This is a genomic window from Pseudomonas sp. DD1, from assembly GCF_044510355.1.
Classification (GTDB): Bacteria; Pseudomonadota; Gammaproteobacteria; order Pseudomonadales; family Pseudomonadaceae; genus Aquipseudomonas; species Aquipseudomonas shahriarae.
In genome coordinates this window covers 203,881-218,334 of the sequence record NZ_MSAJ01000035.1, presented here as the reverse complement: position 1 = coordinate 218,334, position 14,454 = coordinate 203,881, and the positions used below count along the sequence as shown (strand labels likewise).

General features: G+C 59.0%; 12 protein-coding genes and 2 tRNA genes. 6 read left to right on the top strand and 8 right to left on the bottom strand.

The genetic code is table 11. The features are described from left to right. Positions 1 to 157: 157 nt before the first annotated feature. Both PSFL_RS22500 and PSFL_RS22495 read right to left on the bottom strand, forming a co-directional pair. Positions 158 to 234, bottom strand: a tRNA-Met gene (locus tag PSFL_RS22500). Between the two features lie 194 nt (positions 235 to 428). Then, positions 429 to 505 (bottom strand) — tRNA-Met (locus PSFL_RS22495). A gap of 291 nt (positions 506 to 796) precedes the next feature. Between PSFL_RS22495 and dinB the strand changes: the two genes are divergently transcribed. Continuing rightward, positions 797 to 1,855: a DNA polymerase IV gene (dinB, locus tag PSFL_RS22490; protein ID WP_057439370.1), complete on the top strand. Its 1,059-nt coding sequence runs from the start codon at positions 797 to 799 to the stop codon at positions 1,853 to 1,855. Positions 1,856 to 1,992: 137 nt separating this feature from the next. Here dinB and PSFL_RS22485 read toward each other — a convergent pair whose 3' ends face one another. From PSFL_RS22485 to PSFL_RS22470, 4 genes are all read right to left on the bottom strand, one after another. Continuing rightward, positions 1,993 to 2,946, bottom strand: coding sequence for a hypothetical protein (locus PSFL_RS22485; RefSeq protein ID WP_057958637.1), 954 nt, complete (start codon positions 2,944 to 2,946; stop codon positions 1,993 to 1,995). A 20-nt stretch (positions 2,947 to 2,966) separates the two neighbouring features. Then, positions 2,967 to 4,682, bottom strand: coding sequence for a proline--tRNA ligase (locus tag PSFL_RS22480; protein WP_057439372.1), 1,716 nt, complete (start codon positions 4,680 to 4,682; stop codon positions 2,967 to 2,969). A 129-nt stretch (positions 4,683 to 4,811) separates the two neighbouring features. Further along, positions 4,812 to 6,344 carry an AmpG family muropeptide MFS transporter gene (locus PSFL_RS22475; protein ID WP_057958638.1) on the bottom strand — a complete coding sequence of 511 codons (1,533 nt, stop codon included), beginning with the start codon at positions 6,342 to 6,344 and terminating at the stop codon, positions 4,812 to 4,814. A 43-nt stretch (positions 6,345 to 6,387) separates the two neighbouring features. Beyond that, on the bottom strand, positions 6,388 to 6,702 hold the full coding sequence (locus PSFL_RS22470; RefSeq protein WP_178111897.1) for an MGMT family protein: 315 nt from the start codon (positions 6,700 to 6,702) through the stop codon (positions 6,388 to 6,390). A gap of 205 nt (positions 6,703 to 6,907) precedes the next feature. Between PSFL_RS22470 and PSFL_RS22465 the strand changes: the two genes are divergently transcribed. Then, positions 6,908 to 7,915: a DUF481 domain-containing protein gene (locus tag PSFL_RS22465; RefSeq protein ID WP_115128859.1), complete on the top strand. Its 1,008-nt coding sequence runs from the start codon at positions 6,908 to 6,910 to the stop codon at positions 7,913 to 7,915. A gap of 128 nt (positions 7,916 to 8,043) precedes the next feature. On the opposite strand, the gene PSFL_RS22460 is transcribed toward PSFL_RS22465, so the two are convergent. Next, a complete protein-coding gene (locus PSFL_RS22460) occupies positions 8,044 to 8,802 on the bottom strand; it encodes an SDR family oxidoreductase (protein WP_057958641.1) in 759 nt (252 codons plus the stop codon). A 75-nt stretch (positions 8,803 to 8,877) separates the two neighbouring features. Between PSFL_RS22460 and PSFL_RS22455 the strand changes: the two genes are divergently transcribed. The 4 genes from PSFL_RS22455 to groL all read left to right on the top strand — a co-directional run bounded on the left by PSFL_RS22455 (position 8,878) and on the right by groL (position 12,374). Further along, positions 8,878 to 9,609, top strand: coding sequence for a HugZ family protein (locus PSFL_RS22455; protein WP_057439376.1), 732 nt, complete (start codon positions 8,878 to 8,880; stop codon positions 9,607 to 9,609). 66 nt (positions 9,610 to 9,675) lie between these two features. Then, on the top strand, positions 9,676 to 10,152 hold the full coding sequence (locus PSFL_RS22450) for an FxsA family protein (RefSeq protein WP_057439377.1): 477 nt from the start codon (positions 9,676 to 9,678) through the stop codon (positions 10,150 to 10,152). A 229-nt stretch (positions 10,153 to 10,381) separates the two neighbouring features. Beyond that, complete coding sequence (groES, locus tag PSFL_RS22445; protein ID WP_017846112.1) at positions 10,382 to 10,678, top strand: co-chaperone GroES; 297 nt, start codon at positions 10,382 to 10,384, stop codon at positions 10,676 to 10,678. Between the two features lie 49 nt (positions 10,679 to 10,727). Beyond that, positions 10,728 to 12,374 carry a chaperonin GroEL gene (gene groL / locus PSFL_RS22440; protein WP_057439378.1) on the top strand — a complete coding sequence of 549 codons (1,647 nt, stop codon included), beginning with the start codon at positions 10,728 to 10,730 and terminating at the stop codon, positions 12,372 to 12,374. 74 nt (positions 12,375 to 12,448) lie between these two features. Here groL and PSFL_RS22435 read toward each other — a convergent pair whose 3' ends face one another. Further along, positions 12,449 to 14,398, bottom strand: a complete 1,950-nt coding sequence (locus PSFL_RS22435; RefSeq protein ID WP_397470495.1) for an LTA synthase family protein — start codon at positions 14,396 to 14,398, stop codon at positions 12,449 to 12,451. Between the last annotated feature and the right edge of the window lie 56 nt (positions 14,399 to 14,454).

Below are 14,454 nucleotides of genomic sequence, written 5' to 3'. Positions count from 1 at the left end.
CGCGCAAAAATGGGCTCGACACATGAGCATAGCTTGCAAATGGACGGGCTCTGAAACCCATGGGCGGTTTCATCAAAGATGCCATGCCATTGTTTCAAAAGAACTTTTCCATCAGACACAAAAAAGGCCACTCTTTCGAGTAGCCTTTCTTGATGTTTGGTTGCGGGAGCCGGATTTGAACCGACGACCTTCGGGTTATGAGCCCGACGAGCTACCAGACTGCTCCATCCCGCGTCTGTGGGCGGCATTCTACAGCGCAACGACGAGGTGTCAACCGTTAATGGCATAAAGGGCCAAATAACTGCAAATTAGCCTAAGTGCTCGATTGAACACGACTTTTCACTGCGTCGGCATATTGCATCAGGCGGCAGGGCAAAAACCTGCGCGCACAAAAAAGGCCACTCTTTCGAGTAGCCTTTCTTGATGTTTGGTTGCGGGAGCCGGATTTGAACCGACGACCTTCGGGTTATGAGCCCGACGAGCTACCAGACTGCTCCATCCCGCGTCTGTGTGTCGGCATTCTACAGAGGAATGACACTGTGTCAACCGCGGATTCAAAGAAAAGCGCTTGTGCTTCAATCGCTTAGCTCTCCAAATCAACTGCTGGGACGGTTTGCGGCCAGTCTGGCCGTGGCTTCCAGCTCTATTGGGGCGTGTTCTTCGATTGAGAAAATAAATTCATCCGGGCTTTTTCCTACCGCTTTGTCAGATGATTCAAAGTACTGGTGCTATATACAGGTGTGAATGCGATACTGGCGATCCATCCACTTTATGTCCTGATCACGCCTCTCTTTATATGACGCAGCGCAAAATCATCCACGTCGACTGTGACTGCTTCTACGCTGCCATCGAAATGCGGGATAACCCGAGCCTGGCGCAAAAGCCCCTGGCGGTAGGTGGCTCGGCAGACCGGCGCGGGGTGATCGCCACCTGCAATTACGAGGCGCGGGCCTATGGCGTGCGGTCGGCCATGTCTTCGCGCCATGCGTTGAAACTGTGCCCCGACCTGACCATCGTCAAGCCGCGTATGGATGCCTATAAAGAAGCATCGAAAGAAATCCACACGATTTTCCGTGACTACACCGATCTGATCGAGCCGTTGTCGCTGGACGAAGCCTATCTGGATGTTTCCGATTGCGCGCATTTCGGCGGCAGCGCCACGCGTATTGCCCAGGATATCCGTCGGCGGGTCTCCAATCAGTTGCATATCACGGTTTCTGCGGGGGTGGCGCCGAACAAGTTCCTGGCCAAGATCGCCAGCGACTGGAAAAAGCCCAATGGACTGTTTGTGATCACCCCGGATCAGGTGGAGGACTTTGTTTCGGCGCTGCCCGTGAGCAAGTTGCATGGCGTCGGCAAGGTCACTGCTGAAAAACTGGCGCGGCTGGGAATAGAGGACTGCCTGCAACTGCGCGAGTGGAACAAGTTGGCGCTGGTGCGGGAATTCGGCAGTTTTGGTGAGCGGTTATGGAGTTTGGCGCGTGGGATTGATGACCGTGCGGTGCATAACGACAGCCGCCGGCAATCCATCAGCGTAGAGAATACCTACGATGTCGATCTACCGGACCTGCCCAGTTGCCTGGAAAAACTCCCTGAGCTGATGGAGACCCTGGCCGGGCGCATGCAGCGTATCGACAGCAGTTATCGGCCGGGTAAACCCTTTGTCAAAGTGAAGTTCCATGATTTTACCCAGACCACCCTGGAACAGGCGGGGGCAGGGCGGGACCTGGAGAGTTACCGGCAGTTGCTGACCCAGGCGTTCAATCGCGGGGGTAAGCCGGTGCGATTGCTGGGGATTGGTGTGCGCTTGCTCGATTTGAGCATGGGCAATGAACAGCTGGAGCTGTCCTGGTAGACGGCTGAAGGTGGGCCTTATGTGGGAGCGGGCTTGCCCGCGATGGCAGTGGGTCAGTCGAATAAATCTAACCTGACACTCCGCTATCGCGGGCAAGCCCGCTCCCACACAAGCCCGCTCCTACATTGAGTGCTGCCTCAGCGGGTACCCGGGTCAGCCACCAGACGGCCGCCATCCTGGGTCAGCGCCTTGAGAAATTCCTGCTGCAACTCCGGATCATTGCGCGTCAGTTCAATCAGGCTCTGTTCCAGTTCGCTGGCTTCTTCTTCCAGGCCCAGCTCCGACAAGCGCTTGACCCGATGCACCCATTGGCTGACTTCGTCATCCTCCAGGTCGTCGTAGATCAAGGCATGGGCTTCCAGCAGCTTGCCGCGCAAAGTGGTGCTGATGGCCAGGGATGAGTCCGAGTGCACGTCGTCCTGGGCATCTTCAATGCTGATCCGCAAGGTGCGGACCTGGCTCAGGTCCTGCTCGGCAAACGGGCTGTCCAGCAGGTTCAGGCGCAGGACGCCATTGCGGTCGGTAGTCATCTCGTGGGTCTGCTTGCCGGCCTTGACCTGCACCGGTCGCTCGCTCCACGGCAGGCTGGTGTATTCCAGGCGGCGGTCACGCTGGATTTCGTCGATGCCTGCCAGGTTCTGCTGCGCCCGGCCGTGTGACTGCACGTTCATGAACGGGTTGAGCCCGGCCACGCCGTAGCTGATCCAGTCATGGGTCATGCTGTCGGGCAGGTTGCCCAGGGCAAAGATGTTCGCCACATTGGCCCCGGCGCCCGCGACCACTGCCACGGCACCCAGCGGGATCTCATAGAGTTCGCGCCAGGGCTGGTAGGGCGTGTAGCGATCATAGTGGCGCGTGACTTCAAACTCAGTGACTTCGAAAGTCCGCTGTTCATGAATACGCACGCGGCGTTGCGGCAGCTCAAGTACTTTGGGTTCGCCGACATCAATCTGCAGGCTGTGGTCGAGCAATTTGCGCTCGATCCGTTCCTCGTGCTCGCTACGCTGCGACATGTGATTGGCGCAGCCGCTGACCAGCAGGGCGCCGCACAAGGCGGCGCCCCCCAGGGCTTTGGTGTTTCGCTTGAACATGACTTCTCTTGATCTGGTTTTCAGCGACGAATACGCGCCTGAAGGAAGGGCAGCACGTCAGCCACCGGCAACGGTTGGGCTTCGGCTTCGGTCCGGCTCTTGTATTCCAGATTGCCATCGGCCAGGCCGCGGTCACTGACCACGATCCGGTGAGGGATGCCAATCAGTTCCATGTCGGCAAACTTGATGCCCGGGCTGGTCTTCTTGTCGCGATCATCAAGCAGCACTTCGAAACCGGCGGCCGTCAGTTCGGCATACAGTTTGTCGGTGGCTTCGCGAACCTGCTCGGTTTCGTAGCGCAGCGGTACCAGGGCGATCTGGAACGGCGCCAGGGTGTCGCTCCAGATAATGCCTTTGTCGTCGTGGTTCTGCTCGATGGCAGCGGCCACCACGCGGGAAACGCCAATGCCATAGCAGCCCATTTCCAGGGTCACCGGCTTGCCGTTTTCGCCCAGCACTTCGCACTTCATCGCCTTGCTGTACTTGTTGCCCAGCTGGAAGATGTGCCCCACTTCGATACCGCGCTTGATTTCCAGGGTGCCCTTGCCGTCCGGGCTTGGATCACCGGCCACCACGTTGCGCAGGTCGGCCACGGTTGGAACCGGCAGGTCACGCTCCCAGTTGACGCCGAAGTAGTGCTTGTCATCGATGTTGGCACCGATACCGAAGTCGCTCATCAGCTCGACCGAGCGGTCGATGATGATCGGCAATGGCAGGTTCAGTGGGCCCAGGGAGCCGGCGCCGGCGCCAATGGCGTCACGCAGTTCGGCGTCCGAGGCCATGACCAGCGGGCTGGCGACGCCAGGTTGCTGGGCAGCCTTGATTTCGTTGAGTTCGTGGTCGCCACGGATCACCAGAGCGATCAACTTGCCTTCTTCCTCGGCATGCACGATCAGGGTCTTGATGGTCTTTTCAATCGGCAGATTGAATTTTTCGACCAGGGCCGCAATGGTCTTGGTGTCTGGGGTATCGACCAGGCGCAGTTCTTCAGCCGGCGCAGGACGGGAAGTTTCCCGTGGCACCGCTTCGGCTTTCTCGATGTTGGCTGCGTAGTCGGAGCCGTCGCTGAAGACGATATCGTCTTCGCCGGACTCTGCCAGCACGTGGAACTCATGGGAGCCCGCGCCGCCTATGGAGCCGTTGTCCGCTTCGACCGGACGGAATTTCAGGCCCAGGCGGGTGAACACGTTGCAATAGGCCTGGTGCATGCGGTCATAGGTGACCTGCAGCGAAGGCTGATCGGCGTGGAACGAATAGGCGTCCTTCATGATGAACTCGCGGCCACGCATCAAGCCGAAGCGTGGGCGGATTTCGTCACGGAACTTGGTCTGGATCTGATACAGGTTGAGGGGCAGCTGTTTGTAGCTGCTCAACTCGTTGCGCATCAGGTCGGTGATCACTTCTTCATGGGTCGGGCCTGCGCAGAAGTCGCGACCATGACGATCCTTGAAGCGCAGCAACTCAGGGCCGTACTCTTCCCAGCGCCCGGATTCCTGCCACAGTTCAGCCGGCTGAGTGCTCGGCATCAATACTTCCAGAGAGCCGGCGGCGTTCATTTCTTCGCGAACGATCGCTTCGACCTTGCGCATCACCTTCAAGCCCATGGGCAGCCAGGTGTACAGGCCAGAGGCCAGTTTGCGGATCATACCGGCGCGCAGCATCAGCTGGTGGCTGATCACGACCGCGTCGGAAGGCGTTTCTTTCTGTGTGGCGAGCAAATATTGACTGGTGCGCATGGTAGGCCGTTGTCGGTTGCTTGGACTTGAAGTGACCTGGGATTGTACGGGCGGTCGCCGCCAGAGTACAGGCATCAGGTGGTGACTGGATTTCTGTGGGGTGCTGGCTTTAGCCGACCCCCACAGGTATCAGCCTTCTTCGGGCGGGTTCAAACGGATCCGCCGGCTTTCCTGGTACCAGTGCAAGGCAATCAGCAGCAGTGTCGGCACACCGAGCATCGCGGTGATCAGGAAGAAGTTGTGATAGCCGAACTTTTCCACCATGACCCCCGAGTAACCACCGATCAGTCGTGGCAACAGCAACATGATCGAGCTGAGCAGGGCGTATTGGGTGGCGGAGAACTTCAGGTTGGTCAGGCTCGACAGGTAGGCGACGAACGCCGAGGTCGCCAGGCCCGAGCTGAAGTTGTCCAGGGAAATGGTGAAGATCAGCATCTGCAGGTCGGCGCCCATGTCGGCGAGCATCAGGAACAGCAAGTTGGTGCCGGCCGAGGTGATGCCACCGATAAACAGGATCGGCAGGATGCCGAATCGCACGATCAACAGGCCACCCATGCCGGCGCCGACCAGGGTCATGATCAGGCCGAAGATCTTGCTGACACTGGCGATCTGGTCCTTGGTGAACCCCTGGTCGATATAGAACACGTTGGCCATCACGCCCATCACCGTGTCCGACATGCGGTAGGTGGCGATCAGCCCCAGCAGCAACAGGGCCTGCCAGCGGTAGCGCAGGATAAAGTCGTTGACCGGCGTCAGTACCGGCGCCAGGCCTCGACGGCCCATGGCCGAGAGGCACAGGGCGGTGAGGGTGATATAGAGGATGGCGCGCAGGAAGGCGCGGTCTTCCAGCAGCAGGTCGAGCAGGCTTACGCCTTCGAACAGCACGCTGGCGAAATCGGTGTTGTACAACTGGGTGAACATCGCCGGGACCGACACCAGCAGGACGATCAGCACAAACACCGACATCAGTTGGTGGGCAAACGTGTAGCGCCCGGCCTGTAACTGGGTGCGCAGGGGCACGTCGGGTTCACGCATGAAAAAGCTGGTGAGCAGGGCAGGGATCATCAAAACGCCGAACAGCACGTAGGTGCCGGTCCACGCCGAATGCTTATAGTTGAAGCCGGTGGAACCAAAGCCTTCGGCAAAGAACAGCGCGCCCGCGGTGGCCAGCAGGGCGGCGATGCGGTAGCCGGACATATAGCTGGCGGCCAGCGCGGCCTGGCGGCTGTCATCGGCGATTTCCAGGCGATAGGCGTCTACCGCGATGTCTTGGGTTGCGGAGGCGAACGCGACGATAACGGCAATGGCGATCAGCCACGACAGGTGTTTCTGCGGGTCGCAGAAGCCCATACCGATCAAGCCGAGAATTACCAGGGATTGGGACAGCACCAACCAGGAACGACGACGACCCAACTTGCCCAATAGCGGCAGGCGCCATTGGTCCAGCAGGGGTGACCAGACCCACTTGAACGCATATGCCAGGCCGATCAGGCTCGCATAGCCAATGGTCTCGCGTGCCACACCGGCTTCGCGCAACCAGACTGAGAGCGTCGAGAACACCAACATGTAAGGCAGACCGGCGGCAAAGCCGAGCAATAACAGCACTAACGTCGAGGGGCTGGCATAGGCAGCGAGCGCGGCGCGCCAGGTTTTACGGGGCATGGGCTGGAGTCTGCCTCAGATTTACGGAAACAAAGCGCGCACTCTAACCGCTGTGCTCTACCGGGCGCCAGCCATGGCGCTGAATATCAACGCGATTGTTCAGGATACTGACACCTTCGCTGCGCAAACGCGCACGTTGTTCATCACCTGAAGCGCTGCCCGCCGGCAGACTTATCCGACCGCCGGCGGCGACCACCCGGTGCCAGGGCAATTTCGAACCCTCTGGTAGCTGGCTCAGGGTGCGGCCTACGAAGCGTGCGGCACGCCCCAGTCCAGCCAGGTGCGCCAGTTCGCCATAACTCACCACGCAGCCTTCGGGCACTTGGGCCAAGGTCAGGTACAGCGCAGTACGGCGCATTTCGGACGGGGTTTGCGGCGTTTCGGCGGGCTCGTTCACTGTTCTGGCTGGCTCGGTTGAAATCAGTCGTTTCTATGTAAGAAACATCTGTAAAGATGGCGTTGAGAATTGAACTCAATAGAAAACCTTGAGTCAGTCCTTGCTAAGACTTCAGCTACGCCGATAATGCCCCTTTTTTCGCCAAACTTGAGCCCCGTAACCGCTTATGTTGTCCAGAACCCTGCTGTGCCTCGCTGTTTTTACTGCCTCTACCCCTGTGCTGGCCGATACCATCTGGTTGAAAAACGGTGATCGCCTGACCGGCAAGATCAAGGTTTTCGACGGCGGCAAGCTGTTGATCCAGACTGAATACGCCGGGGCGATCCCGGTGGACTGGAAACAGGTGAAAACCCTGGAAAGCGACCAGGAACTGCTGGTCAAGCAAGACGCCTACACCGGCGAGAAGGCCAAGTCCCTGCACCCGGCCGAGGATGGCAAGGTGATCCTGGCCAACGGCGAGGCTCCCAAGACGGTGGAGTTGGCCAGCATCCAGCAGATCATCAAGCCAAAGCCGGTGATCGAGGATCTGGTGTGGAAGGGCAATGTCGACGTGGCGCTGGACTACAAGCGTGCGGAAAAAGACACCGACGACTACGACATCGACTTCAAGACCACCGCCCGTCACGGCAAGTGGCGGCATATTGCCGAAGGCGAATACAACCGCGAATTCCAGAACGATGTGGTCACCACCGATAACTGGAGCGCCGAGTACGCGTTGGACCGCTTTATTACCGACCAGTGGTTCTGGCAGGGGCGCTTGACCTACAAGCACGACAAGGTTGAAGACCTGCGTCGCCAGCGCACCGTCGGTACCGGTCCGGGTTATCAGTTCTGGGACGATGAACTGGGAGCGTTCTCCCTGGGCTCGCTGCTCAACCGCACTGACTATGAGTACCAGGACGGCGGCAAGGACAACTTCTATTCCCTGGCCATGAAGTGGGACTACAACCGCTACCTGATCGGCAAGACCGTGGAGTTCTTCACCAACGGCGAAGTGGGCAAACCCCTGGCCGGTCCGGCCGACTACGCCCTCGATGCCGAAATGGGCCTGCGCTACAAAGTCACCGAATGGGCTTCGCTCAATCTCAAGGCCGAGCGCGACATCATCAGCGGCGCCTCGGACAGCAGCCTGAGCAAGACCCGTTACACCGCAGGGTTTGGCGTGACCTGGTAACTGGAATGTAGGAGTTGGCTTGCCTGCGATAGCATCACCGCGGTTTCTCAGTATTACCGAGGCGATGCTATCGCAGGCAAGCCAGCTCCCACACAAGCCCGGCCCTACACAAGATTTTGCGGTGTCAGTTACAACCGCAGCCCGCCATCCAGCTCCAGGATGCGCCCGGTGTAATAGTCGTTCTCGAAGATGTACGCCGCCGAATGGGCGATTTCTTCCGGGCGGCCCATGCGCTTGAGCGGGATCCCCGACGTCATCTTCTCCAGCGCTTCAGGCTTCATGCCCAGCGTCATCTCGGTCTCGATAAAGCCCGGCGCAATACCCGCCACGCGAATACCATAGCGCGCCAGTTCCTTGGCCCAGGTCACCGTCGCTGCGGCCACGCCGGCCTTGGCCGCCGAATAGTTGGTCTGGCCCACGTTACCCGCGCGGGAGATCGACGAGATGTTGATAATGGCGCCCTGGTTGTTCAGCTCTACCATTTTTGCTGCCACTTCGCGGGTGCAGAGGAACACGCCGGTCAGGTTGACGTCGATCACCGCCTGCCACTGGGCCAGGCTCATCTTGGTCATTTCGCCGTCCTTGACCTTGAGCAACAGGCCATCACGCAGGATCCCGGCGTTGTTGATCAAACCGTGGATCGCGCCGAAATCCTCGGCGATCTGCGCTACGGTATGAGTCACCTGGTCTTCATCTGCCACATTGCACAGATAGCTGCGTGCGGTGACACCGTGGGACTGGCAGGCAGCCACGGCCGCGTCGAGCTTTTCCTGATTGAGGTCCACCAGTGCCAGATGGGCACCTTTGCTTGCAAAATACTCGGCCATGGAGCGGCCCAGGCCCTGGCAACCGCCGGTGATAATGATTACTTTGTCGTTGAGATGCATTCGCATGTCCTATGAGCAGATTTAAGCGGTTGCCCCAGTCCGTTTTCTGACGGAATTTATCGAAGGAGTCATAAATTGAGCGTCCACGTTGCCAAGAATGCACGAGAACTACTGCTCAAGGAATACCGTGGGGCGCTCGCCACCCACTCCAAGGCCATGCCCGGCTTCCCCTTTGGTTCGGTGGTGCCTTATTGCCTGGATGCCGAAGGCCGGCCGCTGATCCTGATCAGCCGTATTGCCCAGCACACCCACAACCTGCAAAAAGACCCCAAGTGCTCGTTGTTGGTGGGCGAGCGCGAGGCTGATGATGTGCAAGCTGTCGGGCGCCTTACCTATCTCGCCGAAGCCGAAAAGCTCGAGGACGAGGCGGCCATTGCCGCCGCCGCCGAACGCTACTACCGGTATTTCCCGGACTCGGCCAACTACCACAAGGCCCATGACTTCGATTTCTGGGTGCTCAAGCCGGTGCGGCATCGCTACATCGGCGGTTTTGGCGCGATCCACTGGGTCGATCAGTTGACCCTGGCCAATCCGTTCGCCGGCAAGGCCGAGTTGAGCATGATCGAGCACATGAACAGCGATCACACCAAGGCCATCGCCCACTATGTCGAACTGGCGGGCCTGCCGACGTCCGAGCCGGCGCAACTGGCCGGTATCGACAGCGAAGGCATGCACCTGCGCATCGGTCAGGGCCTGCACTGGTTGCCCTTTGCGGGTACTTGCAACACGCCGACACAAGTGCGCGAGGCCTTGGTTTTCCTGGCTCACGCCGAGGCTTGGCCGAAAAAAGCCACCTCGCAAGCTTGAATTCACGAAAGGGCGACGTCATCTAGGGTCTAGTAGCAAGGCATTCTTGCGTTGAGGAACCATTTGATGCGCCCTTTTTTATTGCTCTTTCTGCTGTTTCCGGTGCTGGAGCTGTTCGTATTCGTCAAGGTCAGCGGGGCTATAGGGTTTTTCCCGGCGCTGCTGCTGATTATTCTCGGCTCGATGCTCGGCGTGTTCGTGCTGCGTATCGCCGGCCTGGCCACTGCACTGCGTGCCCGTGAAAGCCTGAATCGCGGCGAATTGCCGGCCCAGACCATGCTTGAAGGCTTGATGATGGCTTTGGCCGGTGGCCTGTTGATCGTGCCGGGTTTTGTCAGTGATGTGCTGGGTTTGATCCTGCTGCTGCCATTCACCCGGCGCTTGCTGGCAGGCAAGCTGCGCCAGCGCGCCGAAGAAGCGGCGATCCGCCAGCGTGCGTTTGCCGATGACCTGCAGCCTCGTGGTGGCCCGGCACCTCGCCAGCCGTTGGGGCGTGAAGGTGATGTGATCGAAGGTGAGTTCGAGCACCGCGACTCCAAGTAACGCCATCCCTGGCAGGGCACCTTCGGGTGCCCTGCTGACACAAAAATTTTCATCTGCGGCCCTTGTAATAAGCATATACGCCCTTATGTAACGGTCACCGCAAGGTTTCTGGTGGCGACACCAGACAGACTTCCGCGTTTCGCTTGGCGAACCGCGACCGGCACCGCCGGAATACCACCCGCCGGTACTGATACCGGCCGATGAAACTTACAATTAGGAGAGATCGACAATGAGCAAGCTTCGTCCTCTGCACGACCGCGTCGTTATCCGTCGCAGCGAAGAAGAAAAGAAAACCGCTGGCGGTATCGTTCTGCCAGGTTCGGCTGCTGAAAAAGCCAACCACGGTGTGATCGTCGCTGCAGGCCCAGGCAAGACTCTGGAAAACGGTGAAGTGCGTGCGCTGGCCGTTAAAGTCGGTGACAAGGTTGTATTCGGTCCTTACTCCGGCAGCAACACTGTGAAAGTCGACGGCGAAGACCTGCTGGTTATGGCTGAGAACGAGATTCTCGCTGTACTGGAAGGCTGATTCCCCGCTCATTTTCCCGTTACTACAAAGTATTTAAGGAATATCGATCATGGCTGCTAAAGAAGTTAAATTCGGCGATTCCGCCCGTAAGAAAATGCTCACCGGTGTCAACATCCTGGCTGACGCAGTAAAAGCGACCCTGGGCCCGAAAGGCCGTAACGTGATCATCGAGAAGAGCTTCGGCGCTCCGACCATCACCAAGGACGGCGTTTCGGTCGCCAAAGAAATCGAACTGGAAGACCGTTTCGAAAACATGGGCGCGCAGCTGGTCAAAGACGTTGCCTCCCGTGCCAACGATGACGCCGGCGACGGCACCACCACCGCCACCGTTCTGGCTCAGGCCATCGTCAACGAAGGCTACAAAGCCGTCGCTGCCGGCATGAACCCGATGGACCTCAAGCGCGGCATCGACAAGGCGACCATCGCCATCGTTGCTGAGCTGAAAAACCTGTCCAAGCCATGCGCTGACACCAAGGCTATCGCTCAAGTAGGTACCATCTCCGCCAACTCCGACAGCTCCATCGGCGACATCATTGCCGAAGCCATGGAAAAAGTCGGTAAAGAAGGCGTGATCACCGTTGAAGAAGGCACTGGCCTGGAAAACGAACTGTCGGTTGTAGAAGGCATGCAGTTCGACCGTGGCTACCTGTCCCCGTACTTCGTCAACAAGCCAGAGACCATGGTTGCCGAGCTGGACAGCCCGCTGATCCTGCTGGTCGACAAAAAGATTTCGAACATCCGCGAAATGCTGCCAGTACTGGAAGCCGTTGCCAAAGCCGGCCGTCCACTGCTGATCGTTTCCGAAGACGTTGAAGGCGAAGCCCTGGCGACTCTGGTTGTGAACAACATGCGCGGTATCGTTAAAGTCGCAGCCGTCAAGGCTCCAGGCTTCGGCGATCGTCGCAAGGCCATGCTGCAGGACATCGCCGTCCTGACCGGCGGTACCGTAATCTCCGAAGAGATCGGCCTGAGCCTGGAAAGCGCCACCCTGGAAAACCTGGGTAGCGCCAAGCGCGTGACCATCTCCAAAGAAAACACCATCATCGTTGACGGTGCTGGCGTTGAGCAGGACATCCAGGCGCGCATCACCCAGATCCGTGCCCAGGTTGCCGAGACTTCCTCGGACTACGACCGTGAAAAACTGCAAGAGCGCCTGGCCAAGCTGTCTGGCGGCGTTGCAGTGATCAAGGTTGGCGCTGGTTCCGAAGTTGAAATGAAAGAGAAGAAAGCCCGCGTTGAAGACGCCCTGCACGCAACCCGTGCGGCCGTTGAAGAAGGCGTGGTACCTGGCGGTGGCGTTGCGCTGATCCGTGCTCTGGAAGCCCTGACCAACCTGACCGGCGACAACGCTGACCAGAACGTCGGTATCGCTGTGCTGCGTCGTGCTGTTGAAGCACCGCTGCGCCAGATCGCTGCCAACTCCGGCGACGAGCCAAGCGTTGTAGTCAACGAAGTCAAGAACGGCAAAGGTAACTACGGTTACAACGCTGCGACTGGCGTCTACGGCGACATGATCGAAATGGGCATCCTGGACCCTACCAAGGTGACTCGTTCCGCGCTGCAGGCTGCAGCCTCCATCGGTGGCCTGATCCTGACCACCGAAGCTGCAATCGCTGACAAGCCGAAAGCAGAAGGCTCGGCTGGCGGCGGTATGCCAGACATGGGCGGTATGGGTGGCATGGGCGGCATGATGTAAGCCAGCCTTACCCCCGATGCATAAAAGCCCCGCCTGAGTGATCAGGCGGGGCTTTTTTATGGGGGCTTACCGGGTCAACGCTGGCTCAGTTGAGGGGCGGTGGTTTTCGGGGGGTTCCAGCTCAGCAGGTGTTGCTTGAAGCCATAACTGGCCGCCTGGTAATAAGTGATCGCACGCTGGATCAGCGGGTCATTGCTGTCGACCCGGAACTCCTGGCTTGCGCCCAGGGCCTGGTCATGGCGACGCAGGCCTTGGCGCGGGCTGAGGATCGCCAGGTTGGTGCCGTCAAACAAACCCAGGTGCTGATAGTTGCCGACTACCACACGAGGAGGAAGCGGGTTGTCTTGCAGCAGGTTGCGTCCGAAAAACGTCGATTCATAGCTCAGGTTCAACAGGCCCAGGAGTGTCGGGGCGAGGTCGATCTGGCTGGCCAGTTGCGCGCTTTCACGGGCCTCGACCCATTTCGGCGCATAGATAAACAACGGAATCTGGTAGTTGGCGATGGGCAAGTCTTCCTTGCCCGCGCTGCCGGCGGTGTGGTCGGCGACAAACACGAAGATCGTATTGTCGAACCACGGTTTCTGGCGCGCGGCCTGCAGGAATTGACCGATTGCGTAGTCGGTGTATTTCACCGCACCGTCGCGCCCATTGCCGGACTTGATATCAATCCTGCCATCCGGGTAGGTGTAGGGGCGATGGTTGGAGGTGGTCATCAGTTGCAGGAGGAACGGCTGCTGCCTGGCGTAGTCGGCATCTGCCAGTTTCAAGGTCTGGTTAAACAAGTCTTCATCGGCCATGCCCCAAGCGTTTTTAAAGCTGATGTCTGCCTCGGCAACACTGCTCTGGTCGACCACCCGGTAACCGTTACCGCTGAAAAACGCATTCATATTGTCGAAGTAGCCGCGGCCGCCATACACAAACACGCTGTCATAACCGATTGCGCCGAGCTGTTGGCCCAGGCTGGAAAAGCCGCTTTCCCGGCCAACCCGCTTGACGATGGAGCGCCCCGGAGTGGGCGGAATGGCCAGGGTAATGGCTTCCAGGCCTCGGTCGGTGCGGGTGCCGGTGGCGTAGAAGTTGCTGAAATACAGGCTGTGTTTACGCAACTCATCAAGGTTGGGGGTCAGGTTGCGGTCGTCGCCATTGCTGCCCATGTATTTGGCGCTGAAGCTTTCGATAGTCACCAGCACGATATTGGGTTTGCGCAGGGTGCCGGGGTTGTCGATGGCACGGCGTATATCCAGTGGGTCGCTGCCGATGAAGCGGGCATTGGGTTCACTCAGCTCAGTGCGTAATTGGCGGGCCACGATATCGCTCGGCAGGCTTTTGTAGAACTGGCTGTAGTCCAGTTCATTGTTGCGGAACGCGGCGAAGAATTGGTACGGGCCATTGCTGGCCAGCTCATTGTTATAGGCGTTGCCCCCCTGGGTGCGCGGGCTGTCCTGGCTGACCAACTGCAGGCTCAGGCCGGCAACCACCAATAATCCCAAGGCATTGAGCAGGCGCCCGCGCATGGCCGGCAGCGGCGAGTCGAGTGCCGCGTTGAACAGCTTGCGCAAGGCCAGGCTCAAGACAATTGCCAGTATCGCCAACAGGCCCAACAGTTTGCCGATTGGGTAGGACTCCAGCAGGTTGTTCAGCACTTCATCGGAATACACCAGATAGTCGACGGCGATAAAGTTGAAGCGCACCCCGAACTCATCCCAGAACAACCATTCGGCCACCGAGGTGAACAGCATGGCGAACAGGCTGGCGGTCAGTACGCCTTGCAGGAACCAGCGGTGGCCGCGCCGCCGCCACAAAGCCGGCGGGCACAGCAGCAGGTACAGGCCCAGGGGCAGCGCGGCATAGGCCAGGAACCCCAGGTCGTAGAGCAGCCCCACGTCGAATACCGGTAGCAGGTTGCCGCTGACTTCATCCAGGTGGGTAAGGAGCAGTACGCTGCGGGTCAACACAAAAATGGCCAGCCAGGTGCAGGTCAGCAGTAGCAAATAACGCATTGGCGCAGTCTTGGGCGGGCCCATGTCTATATTCCTGAGAGCGATGGGCGGCGATCTTCACCCTGACACTGTGGTCAGCT

Excerpts from the sequence above, each read along its gene's own strand:
- dinB (WP_057439370.1), top strand. The coding sequence starts at position 797 with ATGACGCAGCGCAAAATCATCCACGTCGACTGTGACTGCTTCTACGCT.
- PSFL_RS22485 (WP_057958637.1), bottom strand. The coding sequence starts at position 2,946 with ATGTTCAAGCGAAACACCAAAGCCCTGGGGGGCGCCGCCTTGTGCGGC.
- PSFL_RS22480 (WP_057439372.1), bottom strand. The coding sequence starts at position 4,682 with ATGCGCACCAGTCAATATTTGCTCGCCACACAGAAAGAAACGCCTTCC.
- PSFL_RS22475 (WP_057958638.1), bottom strand. The coding sequence starts at position 6,344 with ATGCCCCGTAAAACCTGGCGCGCCGCGCTCGCTGCCTATGCCAGCCCC.
- PSFL_RS22470 (WP_178111897.1), bottom strand. The coding sequence starts at position 6,702 with ATGCGCCGTACTGCGCTGTACCTGACCTTGGCCCAAGTGCCCGAAGGC.
- PSFL_RS22465 (WP_115128859.1), top strand. The coding sequence starts at position 6,908 with ATGTTGTCCAGAACCCTGCTGTGCCTCGCTGTTTTTACTGCCTCTACC.
- PSFL_RS22460 (WP_057958641.1), bottom strand. The coding sequence starts at position 8,802 with ATGCATCTCAACGACAAAGTAATCATTATCACCGGCGGTTGCCAGGGC.
- PSFL_RS22450 (WP_057439377.1), top strand. The coding sequence starts at position 9,676 with ATGCGCCCTTTTTTATTGCTCTTTCTGCTGTTTCCGGTGCTGGAGCTG.
- groES (WP_017846112.1), top strand. The coding sequence starts at position 10,382 with ATGAGCAAGCTTCGTCCTCTGCACGACCGCGTCGTTATCCGTCGCAGC.
- groL (WP_057439378.1), top strand. The coding sequence starts at position 10,728 with ATGGCTGCTAAAGAAGTTAAATTCGGCGATTCCGCCCGTAAGAAAATG.
- PSFL_RS22435 (WP_397470495.1), bottom strand. The coding sequence starts at position 14,398 with ATGGGCCCGCCCAAGACTGCGCCAATGCGTTATTTGCTACTGCTGACC.